The 13609-nt window shown below is 54.1% G+C and carries 15 protein-coding genes; 2 read left to right on the top strand and 13 right to left on the bottom strand.

What is annotated here, in order from left to right:
- Nucleotides 1-46: 46 nt before the first annotated feature.
- Together ACQG03_RS06465 and tatE are read left to right on the top strand one after the other, a co-directional pair.
- The gene (locus ACQG03_RS06465; RefSeq protein WP_023299586.1) at nt 47-835 is read left to right on the top strand and encodes a deaminated glutathione amidase; all 789 of its coding nucleotides are present in this window, start codon (nt 47-49) and stop codon (nt 833-835) included.
- Nucleotides 836-963: 128 nt separating this feature from the next.
- Nucleotides 964-1167: a twin-arginine translocase subunit TatE gene (gene tatE / locus ACQG03_RS06470; RefSeq protein ID WP_022647424.1), complete on the top strand. Its 204-nt coding sequence runs from the start codon at nt 964-966 to the stop codon at nt 1165-1167.
- A gap of 80 nt (nt 1168-1247) precedes the next feature.
- Here the strand turns inward: tatE and lipA are convergent, their stop codons facing one another.
- From lipA to lptE, 13 genes are all read right to left on the bottom strand, one after another.
- Nucleotides 1248-2213 carry a lipoyl synthase gene (gene lipA / locus ACQG03_RS06475; RefSeq protein WP_006809637.1) on the bottom strand — a complete coding sequence of 322 codons (966 nt, stop codon included), beginning with the start codon at nt 2211-2213 and terminating at the stop codon, nt 1248-1250.
- 206 nt (nt 2214-2419) lie between these two features.
- A complete protein-coding gene (locus ACQG03_RS06480; protein ID WP_022647425.1) occupies nt 2420-3373 on the bottom strand; it encodes a YbeF family transcriptional regulator in 954 nt (317 codons plus the stop codon).
- 291 nt (nt 3374-3664) lie between these two features.
- Nucleotides 3665-4306 (bottom strand): lipoyl(octanoyl) transferase LipB, encoded by a 642-nt coding sequence (gene lipB, locus ACQG03_RS06485; protein ID WP_023299587.1) that lies wholly within the window; start codon nt 4304-4306, stop codon nt 3665-3667.
- A gap of 94 nt (nt 4307-4400) precedes the next feature.
- Entirely contained in the window at nt 4401-4664 is a 264-nt protein-coding gene (gene ybeD / locus ACQG03_RS06490; protein WP_003858718.1) for a DUF493 family protein YbeD, read from the bottom strand.
- A 107-nt stretch (nt 4665-4771) separates the two neighbouring features.
- Entirely contained in the window at nt 4772-5983 is a 1212-nt protein-coding gene (dacA, locus tag ACQG03_RS06495; protein WP_003858714.1) for a D-alanyl-D-alanine carboxypeptidase DacA, read from the bottom strand.
- A gap of 139 nt (nt 5984-6122) precedes the next feature.
- On the bottom strand, nt 6123-7229 hold the full coding sequence (gene rlpA, locus ACQG03_RS06500; RefSeq protein WP_063163826.1) for an endolytic peptidoglycan transglycosylase RlpA: 1107 nt from the start codon (nt 7227-7229) through the stop codon (nt 6123-6125).
- A gap of 16 nt (nt 7230-7245) precedes the next feature.
- Nucleotides 7246-8358, bottom strand: coding sequence for a peptidoglycan glycosyltransferase MrdB (gene mrdB / locus ACQG03_RS06505; protein WP_022647428.1), 1113 nt, complete (start codon nt 8356-8358; stop codon nt 7246-7248).
- 2 nt (nt 8359-8360) lie between these two features.
- Nucleotides 8361-10262 (bottom strand): peptidoglycan DD-transpeptidase MrdA, encoded by a 1902-nt coding sequence (mrdA, locus tag ACQG03_RS06510; RefSeq protein WP_015571138.1) that lies wholly within the window; start codon nt 10260-10262, stop codon nt 8361-8363.
- Nucleotides 10263-10290: 28 nt separating this feature from the next.
- Nucleotides 10291-10758 (bottom strand): 23S rRNA (pseudouridine(1915)-N(3))-methyltransferase RlmH, encoded by a 468-nt coding sequence (gene rlmH / locus ACQG03_RS06515; protein WP_003858701.1) that lies wholly within the window; start codon nt 10756-10758, stop codon nt 10291-10293.
- A 3-nt stretch (nt 10759-10761) separates the two neighbouring features.
- Nucleotides 10762-11079: a ribosome silencing factor gene (rsfS, locus tag ACQG03_RS06520; RefSeq protein ID WP_003858696.1), complete on the bottom strand. Its 318-nt coding sequence runs from the start codon at nt 11077-11079 to the stop codon at nt 10762-10764.
- Between the two features lie 268 nt (nt 11080-11347).
- Nucleotides 11348-12013: a nicotinate-nucleotide adenylyltransferase gene (gene nadD, locus ACQG03_RS06525; protein WP_063163825.1), complete on the bottom strand. Its 666-nt coding sequence runs from the start codon at nt 12011-12013 to the stop codon at nt 11348-11350.
- Entirely contained in the window at nt 12006-13037 is a 1032-nt protein-coding gene (gene holA / locus ACQG03_RS06530; protein WP_058645953.1) for a DNA polymerase III subunit delta, read from the bottom strand. Before holA ends, nadD begins: the two co-directional genes overlap by 8 nt.
- On the bottom strand, nt 13037-13606 hold the full coding sequence (gene lptE / locus ACQG03_RS06535; RefSeq protein WP_058677430.1) for an LPS assembly lipoprotein LptE: 570 nt from the start codon (nt 13604-13606) through the stop codon (nt 13037-13039). The genes holA and lptE overlap by 1 nt, the downstream gene beginning before the upstream one ends.
- Between the last annotated feature and the right edge of the window lie 3 nt (nt 13607-13609).

The following is a 13609-nucleotide window of genomic DNA, read 5'->3' on the forward strand; positions in this document are numbered from 1 at the left end:
GTGTAAGTGCGTCGAGTGTAACGCTGTTTTTAACCGGGAGACAATTATGTATGTTGCAGTAGGGCAGTTTGCGGTGACGCCGGACTGGAATGAAAACGCGGACAAGTGCATCTCCCTGATGAACCAGGCGAAGCAAAAAGGGGCGGCGCTGCTGGTGCTTCCTGAAGCGTTACTGGCGCGCGATGATGGCGATCCGGATCTGTCGGTAAAGTCTGCGCAAATGCTGGAAGGGGCGTTTCTGAAACGACTGCTGGCCGAAAGCGTCGGTAACGCGCTCACCACCATTTTGACTATCCATGTTCCCTCCACGCCGGGGCGGGCGGTGAACACGCTGGTGGCGATACGTGAAGGCACAATTGTCGCAAGCTACGCCAAACTTCATCTGTATGATGCGTTCAGCGTCCAGGAGTCGCGACTGGTCGATCCGGGGAGTGTAATTCCGCCGCTGATTGAGGTGGAGGGTTTTAAGGTTGGCCTGATGACCTGCTACGATATCCGTTTTCCGGAGCTGGCGCTGAACCTGGCACTACAGGGGGCCGAGGTGCTGGTTCTGCCCGCCGCGTGGGTCAGAGGACCGCTTAAGGAGCATCACTGGGTAACGCTACTGGCCGCACGCGCGCTGGACACCACCTGCTATGTAGTGGCTGCGGGTGAATGTGGCAATAAAAATATCGGGCAGAGCAGGGTTGTCGATCCGCTGGGAGTGACCGTAGCCGCGGCGGCGGAAGCGCCTGCTTTACTGCTGACAGAGATAACGTCAGCACGAATAACGCTTGCGCGTCAGCAATTACCTGTTCTGCGCAACCGCAGGTTTGCGCCACCGCAATTAATATGATGTTTTTTTCAACAATGCTTGATTCACCTTGTTACAGATTGCTATTGTGTGCGCGCGCCTAATGACCGTTAATACGTTCAGGTTTCTTTGGCGCTGAATGCAGCCTGTTTCATGTAAAGAAGGTATTTATGGGTGAGATTAGTATTACCAAACTGCTGGTGGTTGCCGCACTGGTCGTCCTGCTGTTCGGTACCAAGAAGTTACGCACGCTGGGTGGAGACCTGGGTGCTGCCATTAAAGGCTTTAAGAAAGCAATGAACGATGACGACGCGGCAGCGAAGAAAAGTGCCGAAGATGACATCGCAGCACAGAAGCTTTCACACAAAGAGTAATGGCAATGCTGCAAGGCTTGCATAAAAAAACCGGCTCACGAGGCCGGTTTTTTGTTTTACTGTAAATAAGTTTTACAGCTTTATTTCACTTCTTCGCCCTTCGCCTGCATATCGGCGTGATAAGAGGAGCGAACAAACGGACCGCACGCAGCGTGGGTAAAGCCCATCGCCATCGCTTCGGCTTTCATTTCATCGAACTCATCCGGACTCACGTAACGCTGTACAGGCAGGTGGTGACGGCTTGGCTGTAGGTACTGGCCAAGCGTCAGCATGGTGACGCCGTGGCGACGCAGATCGCGCATCACTTCAATGATCTCAGCGTTGGTTTCACCCAGTCCCACCATCAGGCCAGACTTGGTAGGAATATGCGGATGGGCTTCTTTAAAGCGCTCCAGCAGCTTCAGCGACCAGTTGTAATCTGCACCTGGACGCACCTGACGGTAGATACGCGGTACGTTCTCCAGGTTGTGGTTGAACACGTCTGGTGGCGTCGCGGTCAGGATATCGAGCGCGCGGTCCATACGGCCACGGAAGTCCGGCACCAGCGTCTCAATCTTAATGTTCGGGCTTTTTTCGCGGATGGCGGTAATGCAGTCAGCGAAATGCTGAGCACCGCCATCGCGCAGATCGTCACGGTCAACGGAGGTGATAACAACATAACGCAGCGCCATATCGGCAATGGTCTGCGCCAGTTTTTGCGGTTCGTTAGCGTCAGGCGCAACAGGACGGCCATGAGCAACGTCACAGAACGGACAGCGGCGGGTGCAGATGGCACCCAGAATCATAAACGTCGCGGTTCCGTGATTGAAACATTCAGCAAGGTTAGGGCAGGAGGCCTCTTCACAGACAGAGTGGAGGCCATTTTTGCGCATCGCCGCTTTGATCCCCTGAATACGCGAAGAGTCAGCCGGAAGTTTAATTTTCATCCATTCCGGTTTTCTTAACAGCGCCTCGCGCTCTGTAGCCACGTTTTTAACCGGGATAAGGGCCATTTTATCGGCATCGCGGTATTTAACACCGCGTTCCATCACAATGGGTTTACTCATAGCGTGCGTGTTCCAGTTGCGAATATCGAAGGAAAGCGTTTCAATTCAAGGGAATGTTGTAATTATCAACTATTTTTGAACGAACGACAGGCAGTATATCATTTAAAGGGGCGGTAAAGCAGCCTGCCAGGTCGCCAATTTGTAAAATAGTTGTTGTTTTGTGCCTTTTGCCCCGCATGCGGCAGGGCCTTACGCTGAAAGGCGGATCAAAAAGTCTGGCGGATCACATTGATGACGTTTTCCAGCACCGGATCGCGCAGGCTTAGCTTGTTGTAATGCAGTGAGATTTCAATAGATTCCGTCGTAAGTTGACTTAATGGAATGCTCTCCAGTGGCCAGCACTTTTGAAGCAAAGTGAAGAGACGCACAGGCATGATACAGAGCAAGTCGCTGCTGCCAATCAGGGCCGCGAGGGTAAACATATTGTAACTGCTAAAGCTGATCGGACGATCCGGGAAGAGTTCGTCAATACGTTGTCGCAGCGGATCCTGACCCTGTCCTTCGGACATAAATGTCGCATGTTCGTAATGGCGCAAATTTTCTGGCGTCAAAGGTGCGCTCAACGCAGGGTGAGCCTGACGACAAACGAGTGCCAGAGTGTCGGTATAAAGTACGTTATGCCCTAACGCTCTGGCCGTAAAGCTATTGCCGTCGATGATCAGGTCCGTCTGGAATTGCGCCAGCTGTGTTTCCGGATCGGTGACGGGCACGTTGCGGATAAGCAACTGTGGCGCATGCTGTTTCACCGCCTGATAGATGGCCGGCATGACCAGAACGCCCACTGAGGGAGAGGTGCCTATGGTGATAGTTCGTTGCTTATCATAACTGCCGGTGAGATCCAGCGCGCCCAGTATTGATTCCAGACCCTGGCTGATGTACTCATGCAGATGGGTGGCGTACGCGGTTGGGGTTACGCCCTGGCCTTTACGAATAAATAACGGATCGGGAAATATCGCGCGCAATTTTTGAATTGACTGGCTAATAGCAGAGGGCGTGAGATTAAGAATTTTCGCAGCATTAACGATACCTTTATGGACATATACCGCCTCAAAAATAGTCAATAAATTGAGATCAATATTACGTAAAGTCCGAAAAATTTGCGGCTTATCTTCGCCGCTGGTTTCATTCAGGCGTTTGGCTGGTAAATTAGTAGGCTCCACGCTCTTACTCCGTATCCATTCACAATATGAATGATAGTTGAATTTATTTATTATGCTTGCAGAGATTCGTAAAGTGTTTAGTAAGTTTCCATTATTTATCGAAAACAAGCAGTTGGGTGATTGTCACGCACGTTACACGAAACCCGGTGATGGTTCTATTAAGGTTCTAATTAATATGTGACGCTAATATATGGGCGACTCGAAAATATAGAATATGCGGTTTATTGTAAAGCGTAAATGCGGTAATTAAGCAGTGGCTGGTCAAATAATTGAGCCACTGCCCAAGGTAAGTTAAGCAGCAATATATTCGTAGGTGGGATTGTTAAGCAGTGCTAAAAAGTTCTTCAGAAGCACGGGCCGGATATTGTCAGGCGTGGCGGTATCGACCCACTGGCGCATTTGCGTCATTTCCATACCGGCATACCCACATGGGTTGATGCGCTGGAAGGGGGCCAAATCCATATTGATATTCAGCGCCAGCCCGTGGAACGAGCAGCCTTTGCGGATACGCAGCCCAAGCGAACAGATCTTCATCTCTCCCACATAAACGCCCGGGGCATCGGCGCGAGGGTGAGCGTCAATATCGTACTCAGCCAGCGTATTCACCACGGTTTGCTCCAGTAAGGTCACGAGCTCACGAACGCCCAGCTTTCTGCGTTTCAGGTTAAGCAGAACATACATCACCTGCTGGCCCGGGCCGTGGTAGGTCACCTGTCCACCGCGATCGCTCTGGATCACCGGGATATCGCCCGTCATCAATAAATGTTCGGCTTTTCCTGCCTGGCCTTGAGTGAACACCGGCAGGTGTTCAACCAGCCAGATTTCATCAGGCGTGGTGTCATCGCGCCTGTCGGTAAAGTCATGCATAGCCTGAGAGACAGGCTCGTAAGGCTGTAGCCCAAGATGGCGGACAAGAATTTTATCCTGGTACAAAAGGATGTCTCCGAAGACAAGGGAGAATAGGTAACGGGGAGTATATCACAGCGGGGAAGTGGGTTACCCGGCAAACCGGGTAACCGCAGAAGGACTACAGCACCATACGAACAATTTCAATATTGCCGAGCTCTTCGTACAGCGTCTCAACCTGCTCAATGTGTGTCGCAGTGATGGTGATTGAGACCGAGTGGTAGTTACCTTTGCTGCTCGGTTTGACTGATGGAGAGTAGTCGCCCGGCGCATGGCGCTGTACCACTTCAACCACCTGATCAACCAGCTCAGGTTTCGCCAGACCCATTACTTTGTAAGTAAAAGGGGTAGGGAATTCAAGCAGTTCGTTAAGTTTGGTTTTCATGTCAGCTCCGGCGTGTGTATAAAAAATAATAACTCCCGCCACGGGGCGGGAGTTTTACTGATACGTAGTATATGGGGATCAAAATCACACTTTCAAGTGTTCAATTTTTAACCAAACCAGTGATGGAACATCAGCTTAATGTAATCAATGATTTTGCCGAAGAAATTGCCTTCAGGAATTTCCTCCAGCACCACCAGCGGGCGCTGATCGATGGTTTTTCCATCCAGCTGGAAGTTGATGGTACCCACGACCTGATTCTTTTGCAGCGGGGCGTGCAGCTCGGTGGTATTCAGCACGTAGCTGGCTTTCAGATCTTTCATACGACCGCGTGGGATCGTCAGATAGAGATCTTTGTCCACACCCAGGGAAGCACGGTCGTTATCGCCAAACCAGACAGGTTCAGAGGCAAATTCTTTACCGGCTTTCAGCGGATTCACGGTTTCGAAGAAGCGGAAGCCCCAGGTCAGCAGTTTTTTACTTTCCGTTTCGCGTCCTTTAAACGTGCGGCCCCCCATCACGGCAGAGATCAGACGCATCTGGCCTTCAGTGGCAGAAGCCACCAGGTTATAGCCGGCTTTGTCGGTGTGACCAGTTTTGATGCCGTCGACGTTCAGGCTATTGTCCCACAGCAGGCCGTTACGGTTGGTCTGACGAATGCCGTTGAAGGTGAACTCTTTCTCTTTGTAGATAGAGTACTCGTTTGGCACATCGCGGATCAGCGCCTGACCGATCAGCGCCATGTCACGCGCGGAGCTGTACTGACCTTCGGCGTCCAGGCCGTGAACGGTCTGGAAGTGGCTGTTTTTCAGGCCCAGCGCAGAGACGTAGCTGTTCATCAGGCCCACAAACGCGTCCTGGCTGCCCGCTGCAAAATCGGCCATTGCCACGCAGGCGTCGTTACCGGACTGCAAGTTGATGCCACGGATAAGCTGAGAGACCGGAACCTGCATGCCTGGCTTCAGGAACATCAGCGATGAACCTTTGAACACCGGGTTGCCGGTTGCCCACGCATCGTTACCGATAGTCACCAGATCGGTTTCTTTAAATTTGCCCGCTTTCATGGCCTGGCCGATAACATAGCTGGTCATCATTTTGGTCAGGCTGGCCGGGTCGCGGCGGGCATCGGCGTTCTGTTCTGCCAGAACTTTGCCGGAGTTGTAATCAATCAGGATGTAGGATTCCGCGTCGATCTGCGGAACGCCAGGGATCATGGTCTTGATGTTCAGGTCATCCGCGTGAGCTGCGGAGAACGCAGCAGCGCAAAGGGCCGTGGTCAGCGCCATGCGCTGCACAAAACGAGCAGAAAAAGTGGTCTTCATGGTCAGAACTACGACATCCGTGATGGAATTAAAAAAAGTGCCTTACTATAGCAAATGCTATACGGGCAGGCATCCGACTTTCATCATGAGAGTGTTAACGTGGTTTACACAAACTGACATTTCGGATACCACCGATTAATTACTTCGCAACAGCGATAAACGACTGGAGCTGCGCCTCGCTCTGCAAACGCTGTTGCAGGGACGCTGCCTGCGATTTGCTGGCAAACGGACCCATCTGGATACGCCATACCGCACCGTTTTGCTCAACGCGGCCTGGCACGCCAAACTGCTGGCTTAAACGCTGCTGATACTGCTCTGCACGGGCCCGATCGCTGACGGCGCCAACCTGAACCACGTAGCTGCCGCTCGCCGTCGCAGGCGCCGCAGTCTGCGTAGCAGCCGGTGCGGTCACCGGGGCGGGTTGTGTAGCGGGTGCAGCAACAACGGGCGCAGGCGCTGGGGCAGGTTCATTTGATTCAATCACGCCCGGCGCTAACGTGGTGGGTGCACCAAGGAAACCACTGCTTTTCACCGGGGCGCCTGTCGCATCTTCACTTTGTAGCGTATCGTTGCTGATGGCGTGCACTTCACCCTGCGGCTGCGCGGGCTCTGCTGGCATTGAAGCGCCCCCCATACCACCGCTTAGATCCGGGCGCGCGGGCAGGGCGTAGGTCTGTTTCGCGACCGTGGTACAGGCCGTGCCCGGGCCAGACAGCGAACCATCCTGCGCCACGATAATCGGGTCGATACGCACTTTTGTATTATTTGAGGTATTCAGACGGTCGGCTGCCGCGCGTGACAGGGAGATCACGCGATCGTTGCCGTAAGGGCCACGATCGTTGATACGTACCACGATCATCCGGCCATTCGCCAGGTTAGTGATGCGCGCATAGCTTGGAATAGGCAGTGTCGGGTGTGCCGCCGTGATCTCCATCGGATCGAAGGTTTCACCTGACGCGGTCAGATTGCTGCCTGGCTCAGCGTCATAGATGGCAGCAAAGCCGGCCTGGCTGAAACGGGAAGGATCCTGAACGATTTTATAGCTTTTACCGTCGCGCTGATAATCCTGATTCACGCTGGCGTTCAGCGGTTCATAAACGGGATCGGCACCGCTAATTTCAACAATCGGACCATTACAGACCGCAGGCTGCGGCGGCGCGACGGTTGCCTGTTGCTGACCATCATCACTTGTACAGGCGGCAAGTAAACTTGCTGCGATGCAGATCCCCAGCCACTGCTTACGCATTGCGATCCCCTTATTTTTATACGCTTTTGGACAACATTTTCCTGTGGGTATGGATCGACATGACGATACCAAACCCGGCCATCAACACGATCAGTGCCGAGCCCCCGTAACTCACCAGCGGCAGCGGTACGCCAACAACCGGCAGAATACCACTCACCATACCAATATTTACGAAGACATAAACGAACAAAATCAACATTAATCCACCCGCCATAACCCGGCCAAAGGTGGTCTGCGCGCGTGCGGCAATGTAGAGCCCACGCATGATCAACAGCACGTAGAGTGCAAGCAGCACCAGAATGCCAACCAGCCCTAACTCCTCAGCCAGAACGGCAAAGATAAAGTCGGTGTGGCGTTCCGGTAAAAATTCGAGCTGCGACTGTGTCCCGTGCAGCCAGCCTTTTCCGCGCAGGCCGCCGGAGCCAATCGCAATCTTCGACTGAATAATATGATAGCCTGCGCCCAGCGGATCGGTCTCGGGATCGAGCAGCATCATCACGCGCTGGCGCTGGTAATCATGCATCAGGAAGAACCAGAGAATAGGAATAAAGGCAGCCAGCAGGACCACCGCGATGCCGATCAGACGCCAGCTCAGGCCGGACAGGAACAGGACGAACAGGCCGGAGAGGGCGATGAGAATCGAGGTACCGAGGTCAGGCTGTGCGGCCACGAGCAGCGTCGGCAGGAAAATCAGCACCAGCGCAATGGCGGTATTCTTCAACGACGGCGGGCAGACGTCGCGGTTAATGAAGCGCGCCACCATCAGCGGAACGGCGATTTTGGCGATTTCTGACGGCTGGAAGCGGACAATCCCCAGATCCAGCCAGCGTTGCGCCCCCTTCGAGATAGCACCGAACGCATCTACTGCCACCAGCAAAATGATACAGAAAATATAGAGATAGGGCGCCCAGCCCTCATACACGCGCGGTGGTATTTGCGCCATCACCACCATAATGACCAGACCCATGGCGATCTGGCCAACTTTACGCTCCATCATGCCGATATCCTGGCCGCTGGCGCTCCAGATAACGAGGGCGCTGTACACCAGCAGAGCCAGCAGGATCAGCAGCATGGCAGGGTCGATGTGGATCTTATCCCACAGCGATTTTTTATTCGGATTATCCGTCATGATTATTGGTCCTCCGCCGCAGCGGCTGCCGGGTTTTCAGCTGGCAGTTCGGTGTTGTTATCACCCAGCATGATGTGGTCGAGGATTTGACGCATGATGGTACCCACCGCCGGGCCTGCGCCGCCGTTCTCAAGAATCATCGCCACCGCAACCTGCGGGTTATCATAAGGGGCAAACGCCGTCATGAGCTTGTGGTCACGCAGACGTTCGGCAATTTTATGTGCGTTATAGGTTTCATTCGCTTTCAGACCGAAGACCTGAGCCGTACCTGATTTCGCGGCAACCTTATACGGTGCGCCAGCGAAATATTTGTGCGCCGTCCCGTTAGGGCGGTTGGCTACGCCATACATCCCGTCTTTGGCGATTTCCCAGTACCCGGAATGAATGTCACCCACCGGCGGCTCGTGCGGCTGTATCCATGGCACTTTTTTGCCGTCTTCTACGGTGCTTTGCAGCAGGTGCGGTACTTTCACAACGCCATCGTTGATGAGGATCATCATCGCCTTGTTCATTTGCAGCGGCGTTGCCGTCCAGTAGCCCTGGCCGATGCCCACCGGAATGGTATCACCCTGATACCAGGGTTTTTTAAAGCGCTTCAGCTTCCATTCGCGGGTTGGCATGTTGCCGGAACGTTCTTCCGCCAAATCTATACCGGTGTAATGTCCGTAGCCGAATTTGCTCATCCATTCAGACAGACGATCAATTCCCATGTCGTAGGCGACCTGATAGAAGAAGGTATCCGCCGACTCCTCCAGTGATTTGGTCACGTTCAGATGGCCGTGACCCCATTTTTTCCAGTCACGGTAGCGTTTTTCAGAGCCAGGTAACTGCCACCAGCCAGGGTCAAACAGACTGGTATTACGGGTAATGACGCCCGCGCTCAGCGCAGAAACGGCGACATACGGTTTTACCGTTGAGGCTGGAGGATAAACCCCCTGCGTGGCGCGGTTCACCAGCGGGGTGTTTGGATCGTTGAGCAGGCCGGAGTAATCCTTGCTGGAGATGCCATCCACGAAGAGGTTCGGATCGTAGCTTGGCATAGAAACCATCGCCAGAATACCGCCGGTACGCGGGTCGGTCACGATCACGGCGGCCCGGCTACCCGCCAGCAGCGTTTCGATATACTGCTGTAGCTTCAGGTCGAGCGTCAGATAAACGTCATGTCCCGCCTGTGGGGGAACCTCTTTGAGCTGACGGATCACGCGGCCACGGTTGTTAACTTCAACCTCTTCATACCCGGTCTGACCGTGCAGGACATCTTCGTAATAACGTTCAATCCCAAGCTTGCCAATATCATGGGTTGCGGCGTAGTTAGCCAGCTTGCCGTCTTTATCAAGGCGTTCGACGTCTTTATCGTTAATTTTGGAGACGTAGCCTATGACGTGCGTCAGCGCGGAGCCGTAAGGATAGTAGCGACGTTTATAGCCTTTGACTTCCACACCGGGGAAACGGTACTGGTTAACGGCAAAACGGGCGACCTGCACTTCCGTCAGGTTGGTTTTTACCGGAATAGAGGTGAAGCGGTGAGAACGTGCGCGCTCTTTTTTGAACGCAGCGATGTCGTCATCAGTCAGGTCGACAACGCTTCTCAGCGCGTTCAGCGTATCCTGCACGTTATCCACTTTCTCCGGCATCATCTCTATCTGGTAGATGGTGCGGTTTAGCGCCAGCGGGGTGCCGTTACGATCGTAGATAATGCCGCGGCTGGGCGCGATGGGTACCAGCTTGATACGGTTTTCGTTTGAGCGGGTCTGGTAATCGGTATAGCGGACAATTTGCAGATTATAGAGGTTGGCGATCAGCACGCCGGTAAGCAGCAAAATCCCCGTAAAGGCGACCAGCGCCCGGCGCACAAACAGCGCGGACTCAGCCGTATAGTCGCGAAAAGAATTCTGTAGTTTCATCCGCTGCTTAAATTACCCTGGTCTGTCATTACTCGCGGTGATAAGGGTGGTTGGTAGTGATGCTCCATGCGCGATACAAACTTTCTGCCACGAGAACCCGCACAAGCGGGTGGGGCAACGTCAGCGCCGAGAGTGACCAACTTTGTTCTGCTGCCGCTTTGCAGGCGGGAGATAACCCCTCTGGTCCGCCAATCAACAGACTGACATCACGACCATCCTGCTTCCAGCGCTCCAGTTCGTGCGCCAGCTGCGGCGTATCCCAGGGTTTTCCCGGGATATCGAGGGTCACGATGCGGTTTTTGCCTGCGGCAGCCAGCATCAGCTCTCCCTCTTTATCGAGAATACGTTTGATATCTGCGTTCTTGCCGCGCTTTCCTGCTGGGATCTCCACCAGTTCGAACGGCATATCTTTTGGGAAACGACGCAGATACTCAGTAAAACCGGTTTGTACCCAGTCCGGCATTTTGGTGCCGACGGCGACCAGTTGCAACTTCACGCATTAACCCCAGAGTTTTTCCAGCTCATACAGGCGACGGCTCTCTTCCTGCATGACGTGGACAATCACATCGCCGAGATCGACAACCACCCAGTCAGCGGTCGCTTCACCTTCAACGCCCAGCGGAAGCAGCCCTGCCGCGCGCGATTCCTGAACAACATGGTCAGCAATCGAAACAACGTGACGAGTTGAGGTCCCGGTGCAGATGATCATGCAGTCGGTGATGCTGGATTTACCCTTAACGTCGATAGCTATGATGTCCTGACCTTTCAGGTCATCAATTTTGTCGATAACAAAATCCTGGAGTGCTTTACCCTGCAAGTTTTCCCCCTGGGTGAATGAGATTGTACAACTATGAATTCGTGGCCAGTCAGTATACCTGAACTGACGCCAGTCGCGGGACAAATGTCACCGCCCGGCTTTTGAAGGCGGGTATCATCCCACCCTCCGCCTGAGATTGCATCGCCATTTTTGTAAAACAATTTCTGTAAAGCAGCGATCGGCGGGAAAGTCTGGCAGCGGAGGATATCAGTATGGCTTAGCCTGTCAAGGCAGGATAAACATTAACAGACAATTTCGCCGGTGATGATCAGGCATCTGTACTTTTCTGATACAAACCGTGTGCGTGGATATAGGCCAGCACGGGCGAGGGCAGGAGATCGTCACAGTCTAAACCCTGGTGGAGACGCTCGCGGATGAGGGTCGCGGAAATATCAAACCACGGCGTTTCAGCGAGGTAAATTTTCCCGGCGGGTAGACTGTGCAGGTCTTCTATATTGTCCGTCAGATGCGCGTCAAGCCACTGCTGATGCTGCGCATCGCGCATGGTTAACGGGTAGCCCGGACGGCGGCAGACCAGCAGATGACTGTTTTCCAGAATGGTTTCGTACTGGTACCAGCTGGGAAAGTTGAGCAAGGAATCCTGGCCGATGATAAACGCCAGCGGTTGCATGGGCCCCTGCTCAGCGCGCCACTCCCGCAGCGTTTGCGATGTCCAGGAAGGGGTATCCCTGCGCAATTCGCGCTCATCCAGCGTGAAGAGAGGCTTATCTGCGATAGCCAGCGCGAGCATCGCTTTGCGCTGCTCGCTGGTTGCTTCTGGCTGAGGACGATGCGGAGGAACATTGTTGGGCATGATGATTACCCGCTGCAACCCAATCAAATTCGCGAGGATTTCTACCGGCTTAAGATGCCCATAGTGTACCGGGTCGAAGGTCCCGCCATACATTGCCTGTAAAGAATGCATATCACCCATCGATAAATACGTCTGCCAGCGCCTTATGGCAGAGCAGCAAAGAGAGGCTCTCCAGCTCCGCCCAGACAGACTGGCCGTAGTCCTGTTTTAACGTCAGTTCGGCGCGCATCAGAAGTTGCACAGCCTGACGCAACTGCTCCTGGCTCAGGCGGTTTATCGCCTCCGTGGTCATCGCCCGACGGTTCTGCCAGACGCGATGTTTATCGAATAAGGCGCGCAGGGGCGTATGTGCCGACTGACGTTTAAGGTTGTTCAGCAGCAGTAATTCGCGCTGGAGCGTGCGGAGCAGAATGACCGGCTCACTCCCTTCCAGGCGCAGCTGTTGCAGTATGTGCAGGGCTCGCTTACTTTTCGCCGACAGCAGCGCATCAACCCAGTGGAAGGGAGTAAAGTGCGCGGCATCATTCACCGCCTGTTCCACGCGCGGTAGCGTCAGCTTGCCATCGGGCCACAGCAGGGCGAGCCTGTCCAGCGCCTGCGCCAGTGCCAGAAGGTTGCCTTCATAGCAATAGCAAAGGAGCTGGCTGGCGGCATCATCCAGTTGCAGATTGTGCAGCTTTGCGCGCGCGGCAACCCATTTTGGCAGATGCGCCTGTTCTGGCGTCTGGCAGGTGACCAGTACCGCATTGGTGGCAAGCTGGGTAAACCAGGCCGCGTTTTCCTGCGCTTTTGTGAGTTTGTTGCCGCGTACGATAAGCAGCAGATCGCCGTGTAATAAACTCACCAGCATGGTCAGCTGTTCATTGATGGCCGCGTTAGGACCATTCTCTGGCAGCACGATCTGGATTGTCTGACGAGAGGCAAACAGGCTCATGGCCTGACAAAGCGAGAAGATAGCGTTCCAGTCGGTACTGTTATCGATCTGGAACGTATGATGCTCATCGAAACCCTGCGCGGCTGCCGCATGGCGAACCGCATCAAGGCTTTCCTGGAGTAACAGGGGGTCGTTGCCGAGTAGCAGATAGGCCGCGCGCAGCCCTTCGTTGAGCTGCGCGCGGAGTTGTTCAGGATACAACCTGATCATCAGTTACCCAGCGACGTTGGCATATCCGGCGTGCGGGCATCCGGTGTTTCGATGACGTCAGCGCCTTTTTTCGTCGACGCGGCAATGGTAGGCAGCTTACGGATCAGCTGCTCCGCAGCCTTATCGTACATCTCTTTGATGATAATCTGCTCTTCGGCGTCTTTCGCCAGCGCCGTCTGCGGGTTATCGAAGAACGAACGGTAGACTTTGGTACTGATAGGGTAAATATCTTTACCCGGTATCAGAACAGCCGCGCTAACGGTCAGCACCATCTGATATTCCGCCGTCCGCCCATCCTGGAAGATTGACGCAGTGTCTTTTGCCAGCGTTGATTTCAGGACGCGAAGCGAAGGAACATCCTGACGCAGGGTTCCCTTCTCGATCAGTTCAACATCGTTCAAACGCAGCTGGTTACGAATGGCCCGGCTCAGCGGTCCATTCGGATCGGATGAGTCGAAGATCATTGTTTTCATCTGAGCAGGCACTGCCGTGGTATTGCGCAGGTGCCAGCCGCAGCCAGCGGTGACCAGCACCGCCAGAGATAAGAGTATTGTTGCCAGGTGTCGCACGTT

It is taken from the genome of Enterobacter cloacae complex sp. 342H5 (genome assembly GCF_050030905.1).
GTDB classification, from domain to species: domain Bacteria; phylum Pseudomonadota; class Gammaproteobacteria; order Enterobacterales; family Enterobacteriaceae; genus Enterobacter; species Enterobacter intestinihominis.

What these genes read in the sequence shown, in the direction of transcription:
- lipA (WP_006809637.1), bottom strand. Translation starts at nt 2,213, where the DNA reads ATGAGTAAACCCATTGTGATGGAACGCGGTGTTAAATACCGCGATGCC.
- mrdA (WP_015571138.1), bottom strand. Translation starts at nt 10,262, where the DNA reads ATGAAACTACAGAATTCTTTTCGCGACTATACGGCTGAGTCCGCGCTG.
- ybeD (WP_003858718.1), bottom strand. Translation starts at nt 4,664, where the DNA reads ATGAAAACCAAACTTAACGAACTGCTTGAATTCCCTACCCCTTTTACT.
- holA (WP_058645953.1), bottom strand. Translation starts at nt 13,037, where the DNA reads ATGATCAGGTTGTATCCTGAACAACTCCGCGCGCAGCTCAACGAAGGG.
- mrdB (WP_022647428.1), bottom strand. Translation starts at nt 8,358, where the DNA reads ATGACGGATAATCCGAATAAAAAATCGCTGTGGGATAAGATCCACATC.
- dacA (WP_003858714.1), bottom strand. Translation starts at nt 5,983, where the DNA reads ATGAAGACCACTTTTTCTGCTCGTTTTGTGCAGCGCATGGCGCTGACC.
- rlpA (WP_063163826.1), bottom strand. Translation starts at nt 7,229, where the DNA reads ATGCGTAAGCAGTGGCTGGGGATCTGCATCGCAGCAAGTTTACTTGCC.
- tatE (WP_022647424.1), top strand. Translation starts at nt 964, where the DNA reads ATGGGTGAGATTAGTATTACCAAACTGCTGGTGGTTGCCGCACTGGTC.
- nadD (WP_063163825.1), bottom strand. Translation starts at nt 12,013, where the DNA reads ATGGGTGATATGCATTCTTTACAGGCAATGTATGGCGGGACCTTCGAC.
- ACQG03_RS06465 (WP_023299586.1), top strand. Translation starts at nt 47, where the DNA reads ATGTATGTTGCAGTAGGGCAGTTTGCGGTGACGCCGGACTGGAATGAA.